The sequence below is a fragment of the Bacteroides sp. AF25-38AC genome, assembly GCF_003602995.1.
Classification (GTDB): domain Bacteria; phylum Bacteroidota; class Bacteroidia; order Bacteroidales; family Bacteroidaceae; genus Bacteroides; species Bacteroides uniformis.
Map to the genome: position 1 here is coordinate 127,277 of NZ_QTMD01000013.1, position 8,148 is coordinate 135,424.

At 44.9% G+C, this 8,148-nt stretch carries 10 protein-coding genes; all 10 read right to left on the reverse strand.

Translation table 11 applies throughout. The annotated features are described in order from the left end of the window. Positions 1-104: 104 nt before the first annotated feature. Positions 105-575: a C-GCAxxG-C-C family protein gene (locus DWY55_RS10895; RefSeq protein ID WP_034532774.1), complete on the reverse strand. Its 471-nt coding sequence runs from the start codon at positions 573-575 to the stop codon at positions 105-107. Continuing rightward, positions 575-1,339, reverse strand: a complete 765-nt coding sequence (locus DWY55_RS10900) for an exodeoxyribonuclease III (RefSeq protein WP_005828268.1) — start codon at positions 1,337-1,339, stop codon at positions 575-577. Before DWY55_RS10900 ends, DWY55_RS10895 begins: the two co-directional genes overlap by 1 nt. A 32-nt stretch (positions 1,340-1,371) precedes the next feature. Further along, complete coding sequence (locus tag DWY55_RS10905) at positions 1,372-2,637, reverse strand: Nramp family divalent metal transporter (protein WP_057259189.1); 1,266 nt, start codon at positions 2,635-2,637, stop codon at positions 1,372-1,374. 126 nt (positions 2,638-2,763) lie between these two features. Beyond that, entirely contained in the window at positions 2,764-3,009 is a 246-nt protein-coding gene (locus tag DWY55_RS10910; protein WP_005836420.1) for a TIGR03905 family TSCPD domain-containing protein, read from the reverse strand. After that, positions 3,009-3,746, reverse strand: a complete 738-nt coding sequence (locus tag DWY55_RS10915) for a YebC/PmpR family DNA-binding transcriptional regulator (protein WP_005828265.1) — start codon at positions 3,744-3,746, stop codon at positions 3,009-3,011. The genes DWY55_RS10910 and DWY55_RS10915 overlap by 1 nt, the downstream gene beginning before the upstream one ends. 45 nt (positions 3,747-3,791) lie before the next feature. After that, the gene (pheT, locus tag DWY55_RS10920; RefSeq protein ID WP_117878210.1) at positions 3,792-6,254 is read right to left on the reverse strand and encodes a phenylalanine--tRNA ligase subunit beta; all 2,463 of its coding nucleotides are present in this window, start codon (positions 6,252-6,254) and stop codon (positions 3,792-3,794) included. Between the two features lie 153 nt (positions 6,255-6,407). Next, complete coding sequence (locus tag DWY55_RS21990) at positions 6,408-6,503, reverse strand: smalltalk protein (RefSeq protein WP_005828262.1); 96 nt, start codon at positions 6,501-6,503, stop codon at positions 6,408-6,410. Positions 6,504-6,535: 32 nt separating this feature from the next. Beyond that, complete coding sequence (locus DWY55_RS10925) at positions 6,536-7,036, reverse strand: HU family DNA-binding protein (RefSeq protein ID WP_016273556.1); 501 nt, start codon at positions 7,034-7,036, stop codon at positions 6,536-6,538. Between the two features lie 185 nt (positions 7,037-7,221). Next, positions 7,222-7,632 (reverse strand): type II toxin-antitoxin system VapC family toxin, encoded by a 411-nt coding sequence (locus DWY55_RS10930; protein WP_035448267.1) that lies wholly within the window; start codon positions 7,630-7,632, stop codon positions 7,222-7,224. Beyond that, the gene (locus tag DWY55_RS10935) at positions 7,629-7,886 is read right to left on the reverse strand and encodes a hypothetical protein (RefSeq protein ID WP_035448265.1); all 258 of its coding nucleotides are present in this window, start codon (positions 7,884-7,886) and stop codon (positions 7,629-7,631) included. Before DWY55_RS10935 ends, DWY55_RS10930 begins: the two co-directional genes overlap by 4 nt. Positions 7,887-8,148 lie beyond the last annotated feature (262 nt).

Consider the following 8,148-nt stretch of genomic DNA (forward strand, 5'->3'; position numbering starts at 1 on the left):
GATGTCGGTGTTTTTATATCGCTGCAAAGATAGGTATATTTATGTTATACAACACATTATTAGGCACTTTTTTTCTTACTAAGGGGTAAAAAAGTTCTTTTTTCTTACTTTGAGGACGTTTTTTCCAGGTATTCGGTCCAAATTTGGGCAGCTACCTCTACCATCCTGGCACACGGGCGTTTAGCATAATACTGCTCGGTACGGGCTTCCGGAACGGACGAACCTTCCGGTTTTCTCAACCCCAACAATTCAGCACATATCAAAGAGCCATTTCGTTTCTTGAATTCAGCAGCCAGCTCCTGCACCAACGCATAGTTTGCCGCCTTACCTTCACGGTCCTTGCCTTCCACAGCTCCTTTTTCCAATCCGGCCAATAGGAACATGCCGCATGCAGCACCGCATGTCTGCCTCATACGACCTATGCCACCACCAAAAGAGGCGGACATCCGGAAAGCCTGCTCTTCTGTAAAGCCATACATATCTGCAAAAGCTCCCACTACCGACTGCGAGCAGTTATAGCCACTCTTGAAAAGCTCCACAGCTTTTTCTATTCTGTCTTTTGTTTCCATCATCATTATTCTGTAATTTCCAACAACATCGGACAATGGTCCGAATGAACAACGTCACCCAATATTCTCGCCTCCTTCAACATCGGGCGCACCGGTTCACTCACCATGCAATAATCAATGCGCCACCCTTTGTTCTTGGCACGTGAATTAAAGCGATAGCTCCACCACGTATATTCCTGCTTGTCGGGATGAAGCCAACGGAAGGAATCTATGAATCCCGCATTGAGAAAGCGCGTCATCCACTCCCGCTCTTCAGGCAGGAAGCCACTGTTAGTGGCATTCCTGATAGGGTCGTGAATGTCTATTGCCTCATGGCAGATATTATAATCGCCGCAAAGAATGAGTTTAGGACGCGTACGTTCCAGCTCCAATACATATTCCTGGAATTTCTCCAACCAGACCATCTTAAAGGCCTGGCGTTCATCACCGCTGGTACCGGAAGGATGATAAACACTCACAACAGACACATCACCGAAGTCGGCACGGATAAAGCGCCCTTCGTTATCATATTCTTCAATGCCCATGCCGTACTCCACATGGTCCGGTTCTTGCTTGCTCAAAATAGCGACTCCGCTATACCCCTTCTTCTGTGCAGAATATAGGTAATGCTTATACCCCAAAGCATCCAGCGCCTCTGCCGGATACTGTTCCGGTTGCAGCTTTGTTTCCTGCAAACAAAGCACATCCGGCTGCTCTTGTGCCAGCCACTCGGGAAAACCTTTTGTCACGGCAGCCCTCAGCCCATTTACGTTATATGTAATAATCTTCATACTACTTATTTGATTTCTTAAAAATGAATTATTCAAGATGTCAACTCGGATACCAGCAGCATGATATTCAGCACAGTGACCACCGCAGCAATGGCGTAAAGTACAAATGTACTCCATTTACTGTTTACATACTGCCCCATCACTTTGCGCGAAGAAGTCAATCCTACTTGCAGGAAAACCGTAAACGGCAGCTGGATGCTCAGTATCATCTGTGAAATCAGTAAACCTTTGAACGGGTCTCCGATAAAGAAAATCAGCAGCAGCGCAATGCCCAGCGACAGAATCACCCCCACCTGCGAGTGACTGTCTTTGATATGATAGGATTCTCCGAAAATACCGGCAAAGATAGAACCTGCCGCCATACCGCTGGTTATCGTGGAAGATATACCCGCCATCAGTAATGCCAATGCAAAAACCACGGCAGCACTGTTCCCCAGCAACGGCTCCAGCAAGGATTTGGCCTGCTGCAACTCTTCCACCTGAATACCGCTTTTAAAGAAAGTTGCCGCAGCCAGCAGTATCATGGCACTGTTGATGGCCCATCCCACAATCATAGAGAACAGCGTGTCGAACAATTCATATTTCAACACCTTGCGGATGGACGCATCATCTTTCTTATTATATTCATGGCTCTGTATCACTTCCGAGTGCAGAAACAGATTATGCGGCATCACCACCGCACCGAGCACACTCATGATAATCAGCATACTCCCATGCGGGAACGAAGGTGTCACCCACCCTTGTGCGGCCAGCGGCCAATCTATCTTCACCAGAAACAGCTCATAGATAAAGGAGAGCCCGATGACCGAAACAAAAGCAATGATGGAACGTTCTATCTTCTTGTAGGAATTAGTGAAAAGCATGACGACTACAAATACGGTAGTCAAGACAGAGCCCCATATGATGGGAATGTCAAACAGCATCTGCAAAGCGATGGCACCTCCCAATATCTCTGCCAACGAAGTCGAGATGGAAGCCAATACCGCTGTGCCCAATATGGGACGCGACACCCAGGAAGGAGTATATTTGGTAGCGGCTTCGGACAAGCACAAGCCGGTCACAATGCCAAGATGCGCCACATTATGCTGCAATACAATCAGCATGATAGTGGATAAAGTCACGACCCACAGCAATGAATAGCCAAATTCAGACCCTGCCGCAAAATTAGATGCCCAGTTCCCCGGGTCAATAAAGCCCACAGTCACCAGCAGTCCGGGACCTATATATTTAAAAACGTCCAGACCGCCCAGATAGCGTTTGTGGTCTCTCCGTTTCAAGTCTTTAAAAATATTCTTCATTGTGTCTGTTCAATTAAGAGCGTAAAAATACTCAAATAATAACAAATACCTCCATGTTAGGTTCAAAAAAAGCCCCTGGCATCTTTCAATGTCAAGGGCTCTCATCCATTCTTTCAGGCAGTAGGCTCAATACCCCATCTCGTGCAATGCCTTGCACAATTGGTCGGGGCAGGAAGTGGAACGTCTTCCGCAGCGAATTCCTTCCAAACGGGCAATCACCGCATCTACCGGCATGCCTTTCACCAAACGTGAAAGTCCTTGCAGGTTTCCATTACATCCACCCCAAAATGCCACTTCTTTCACAATACCATCTTCCACATTCAGTTCGATGTTACTGCTACACGTACCTTGCGTCTTGTATGTATATGTCATTATTCTCCGCCTTCTTCCGGTTTCATGTTAGTATAAACCGTCTGTACATCATCAAACTCTTCGAGACGCTCTATCATTTTGTCGATGGTTTCGCGTTGCTCGGGAGTCACATCCTTCATATCGTTCGGGATATAGGTAAACTCACCGCCGACATCTTCAAAACCGCACTCTTCCAAATGTTTCTGGATAGCTGCATAGCTTTTCGGATCACCATAAATAGTGATAGTACCTTCTTCTTCATCCTCTTCGTAGTCTTCCTCTACGTCATAGTCTATCAAGTCAAGAATGAGTTCCTCCATATCGATACCGTCTTTCTTCTTGAAAGTGAACACACACTTGTGGTCAAACAAGAAAGCCAGTGAACCCATTGTTCCCAAGTTACCGCCGAACTTGTTGAACACGGAACGCACATCGGCTACTGTACGGGTAGTATTATCAGTCAGTGTATCCACAAAAACAGCTACACCGTGAGGACCGTATCCTTCATAAGTCATACCCTTATAGTCGCTCTGGTCCTTACCCATCGCATTCTTGATAGCACGTTCAATATTATCCTTCGGCATGTTTTCACGCTTACAAGTAGCGATAACCGAACGCAGTGTCGGGTTGTTTTCCGGCTCCGGACCGCCGGCCTTCACCGCAATAGCAATTTGTTTACCCAGTCTTGTAAAGGTCTTTGCCATGTGACCCCATCTTTTCAATTTGGCAGCTTTTCTATATTCAAACGCTCTTCCCATTGGAACTGTATTTTAAATTATGAATTATAAATTCTGAATAATGAATCAACGCAGCTTGGCATTCAATTTGTCCTCCAGGTTCTTCACTAGTTTGGACATAATCTTGTCAATCTGCTTATCGTTCAACGTGGCATTCTCATCCTGCAGCAGGAAGCTCACCGCGTAACTCTTCTTACCGGCTTCCAGATTCTTACCCTCATAAACGTCGAAGAGAGAAACCTCCTTCAGCAGCTTTTTCTCCGTCTCGTAGGCAATCTTCTCAATTTCCGCAAACTGCACTTTCTTGTCAAGCAGTAACGCCAAGTCGCGTTTCACGGCAGGGAACTTGGAAATTTCCGTATAGCTCACCTTCACATTGCGGATGGCCTTCAGCAATTCTTTCCAGTTGAAATCGGCATAGTAAACCTCGTTGTCAATATCGAATGCCTTCAACAGCTTCTTTGTTACAATACCGAAAGTAGCCAACCGCTTTCCACCCCTTGTCTGTACGGATAAACCGGCAGCATAGATGTCATCAGTCAGATTGCCGACAACCAAATCATGCATGTGCAGCCCCAATCTGGCAAAGACATTCTCAACGTATGCCTTCAGCTCATATACCGAGCTGTTCTCATCCGGATGAGCCCATGAGTTTACAACCCTCTTGCCGGTTACCCACAAACCAAGATGATAGTCTTCGGAATAAGCGGCAAGCACCTTTTCCGGATTCTTCTTCTCCTCGTTGAAGTGATAACAATTACCGAATTCAAAGAATTTCAGGTCTGCATTCTTACGGTTGGCGTTGTGCGAGATGCTTTCCAATCCACCGAAAAGCAGTGTCTGACGCATGGCATTCAAGTCTGCACTCAACGGATTCAGCAACATTACCAGATTCTTCGACGGATAAGACTCCAAGTTGTCATAGTAAGCGGCACGCGTCAACGAGTTGTTCAGAATCTCATTGAAACCACAGCCCACCAGCTGCTCGGCAACCAGGTTTTGCAGTTTGTTGGATTTATCATATTCACCCTTGGTAGTCAGACAAGACTTCAAGGTAGTCGGAATCTCCACATTATTATATCCGTAGATACGCAGAATATCCTCTATTACATCGCAATCGCGCTGCACGTCCACACGGTAAGGAGGAACATCCAGTGTAAGCCCTTCGGCTGTCTCGTCTACAATCTTCATTTCCAGACTTGTCACGATGCTCTTGATGGTATCCACCGGAATAACTTTACCAATCAGTGAGTTCACTTTCTCATAGGCAAGTTCCACACGGAAATCCTTGGCAGGAGCGGCGCACACATCTTTTATTTCAGAAGAAATGGTACCTCCGGCAAGTTCCTTTACCATCAAAGCTGCCAGCTTCAGGCAGTAAATAGTGGCATTCGGGTCAATACCTCTTTCAAAACGGAAAGAAGCGTCTGTGTTCAATGCATGGCGACGGGCTGTCTTGCGCACCCATGTGGGATGGAAGTAAGCACTTTCAAGGAATACATCTTTGGTGGTTTCCGTAGAACCGGAATCCAGACCGCCGAACACACCGGCAATACACATCGCCTCTTCCTTGTTGCAAATCATCAGGTCGCGTTCGTTCAATTTACGCTCCACGCCATCAAGAGTTACAAACGGAGTACCTTCCGGCATGGTCTTTACAATCACCTCACCGCCTTTAATCTTATCTGCATCGAAGCAGTGCAGCGGCTGGCCGAAAGCATGGACGATATAGTTGGTAATATCCACCACATTATTGATAGGACGCAGGCCGATAATACGCAACTTGTTCTGCAACCATTCGGGGCTTTCTTTCACTGTAACCCCTTTCACCGTAACGCCGGCATATCGGGGACATGCCTCGCTGTTCTCTACAGTTACTTTAATATCCAAGTCGTGATTTTCTACCGCAAAAGCGTCTACCGAAGGTTTCTTTAAAGTAGCCGGCTTACCGTTCTGTATCAAGTAGGCATACAAGTCGCGTGCCACCCCATAATGTGAGCACGCATCGGCACGGTTGGGAGTGATGTCCACTTCCAGCACGTAATCGCTCTTGATGTTATAGTAGTCCTTGGCAAGCGTACCCGGAACAGCTGTCTCCGGCAGTACGATGATGCCTGCGTGGTCCGTACCGATACCGATTTCATCTTCAGCACAAATCATGCCGACAGATTCCACGCCACGAAGTTTTGATTTCTTGATGGTAAAGCATTCGTCACCGTCATACAGTTTTGTACCCAACGTGGCTACTACCACTTTCTGTCCGGCAGCTACATTCGGAGCGCCGCATACAATCTGCACGGGTTCACCTTGTCCCAGGTTCACCGTAGTGACGTGCATATGGTCTGAGTTGGGATGAGCTTCGCATGTCAGCACTTCGCCGATGACCAGTCCTTCCAGTCCGCCTTTAATGGTTTGCACCTCTTCCACACTTCCCGTTTCCAGTCCGATGGAGGTCAGTGCCGCAGCAACTTCATCCGGTGTCAAATCGAAATCGACATACTCTTTCAACCAATTATAAGAGATATTCATATCATTACATTTTTATTGTTTCCAAAAGTGACCTGCAAAGGTAATAAGATTTTTTGGTTGGCAGGGAATTATAAATGAAGAAAATAACAAAAAGGCGATGAAGTGCTTTTCCTTCACCGCCTTTCCCCTAATATTACTACATGAATCTACAATTTATACATTCATTGCATTGGCGCCTAAAGCTCCCAATATGGCAGAAGCAACAGCTATCACTACCTTCAAAATTTTGTCCCAAACGTTCTTTTTCATAGTCTTAATCTTTCAAAATTAGTAAATACATCTTATCCTAACGGGTTCTCTCCCTGGTCACCGTCGGAACCGCCACCGGAATTACCACCATCACCGGCATCATCCTTACCGTCCGTAACCACTCCCGTCCATTTCTCAAACTCCACACCCTGGAGCAGGGCACGCGTAGTGCCGATGGCAGCCGGGCGCGTGTATTCCGGAGTAAACTGGCAGCGTAGAGCAGTCACCTGATTGGGATTCACGTCTTCAGATTTGGCCACTCCCTTACCTCGCGTACGGGCCTTCATGGTGAATGTGCCCAAGCCATCCAGACGCACCGTACGGCTGTTCAGCAACTGGCTCCTCATTACCGTCATCAGGTTACGGATTACATTATGTACGTCACCCGGAGTCAGGGAAGACTTCTCGGCAATCACCTCAGCCAGCTGTTGTGCATCCACGGCTCTTCCCACTTTCTTCAAACTCAGATGCCAAAGTTTGGCACCCTCTTTCGTCGCCAGAGACGACTGTCTTGCATAATAAAATAAAGGCATACTTTCTTTCTCCTTTTTACATTTTTAATTCAACATGGTTTTTAATCTCGTTTTGTTGATCAACAATGCAAAGGTGAGGATATATATGCCTGCAAACAAAGAAAACAGCCTCGCTGAAGCTGTTTTCTGAGATAAGTTCATAAAGTATTGATTTACAAGTTATCAGTTCAAGTAAGCCAACTTAATCAAGATATGCTTTCAAGAAAAGATTTAGGAGACGTAATACTTATTTGTGAAAAATAAAAATCCTTTTCATTCCTTGTCACAATAACATCAGCTTGTATATTGGCTGCAGAAAAATATTGCAATGCATCTTCAAAGTCAGTAGCTTGTAACATTAGAGCCGATTCAACATTATCAGCTGTCAAACTAACAACAGAAAAGAATGTCTTCAGTTTATTTAAAGCATTATATAGTGCTATTCCTTTAAATTTCTTTCTAAGAATATATGCAATATTTGCCATAGTCAATGATGACAAAAACAAAGAACATTTCTGCTCTTTTTGACACAACAGAATAGTGGCAGCATCTTGACATCCGTCTCTTTCCAATAACAAGTCTATTAAGACATTTGTATCAATAAAAGCTTTTATCATTTGTTCAATAGATAATTAAGACGTTCATCTTCTGCATCTTCTATCCCCGAAGCTATACCTATTAATTCCTGAATATCCTTGGGCAACACAAAATCATTTTTCTCAGTCTTCACTTTTCCAACATGTACATGCCGCCTACTGCCATTATTTAATAAACTTTCCGACAGTTTATTTATAATGCGCAATTTCATCTCATCACTTAGTGACAATAATTTATCCAAATAATTATCTGACAAATTAATAGAAGTATCCATATTACTTTCTCCTTTCAATGACAAAGATAATATTAATTCCTACAATCATCAAGAAAAGGAAAGCTTATTTCAAATTGATTGATGTAATCCAAAATACCTCTTCATGAAACAGACATAAATAAGACTTAACAAGAGGATGGTACATAGCAGATACCAGTAACCTGAATCCAAACACATTATATATCCTACGATGATGATTGCCTGTAAGCACTCAATTTAGGGCATCCCCCTTTGAAAGGGCACTTTTCAGTGCCCTAAACCG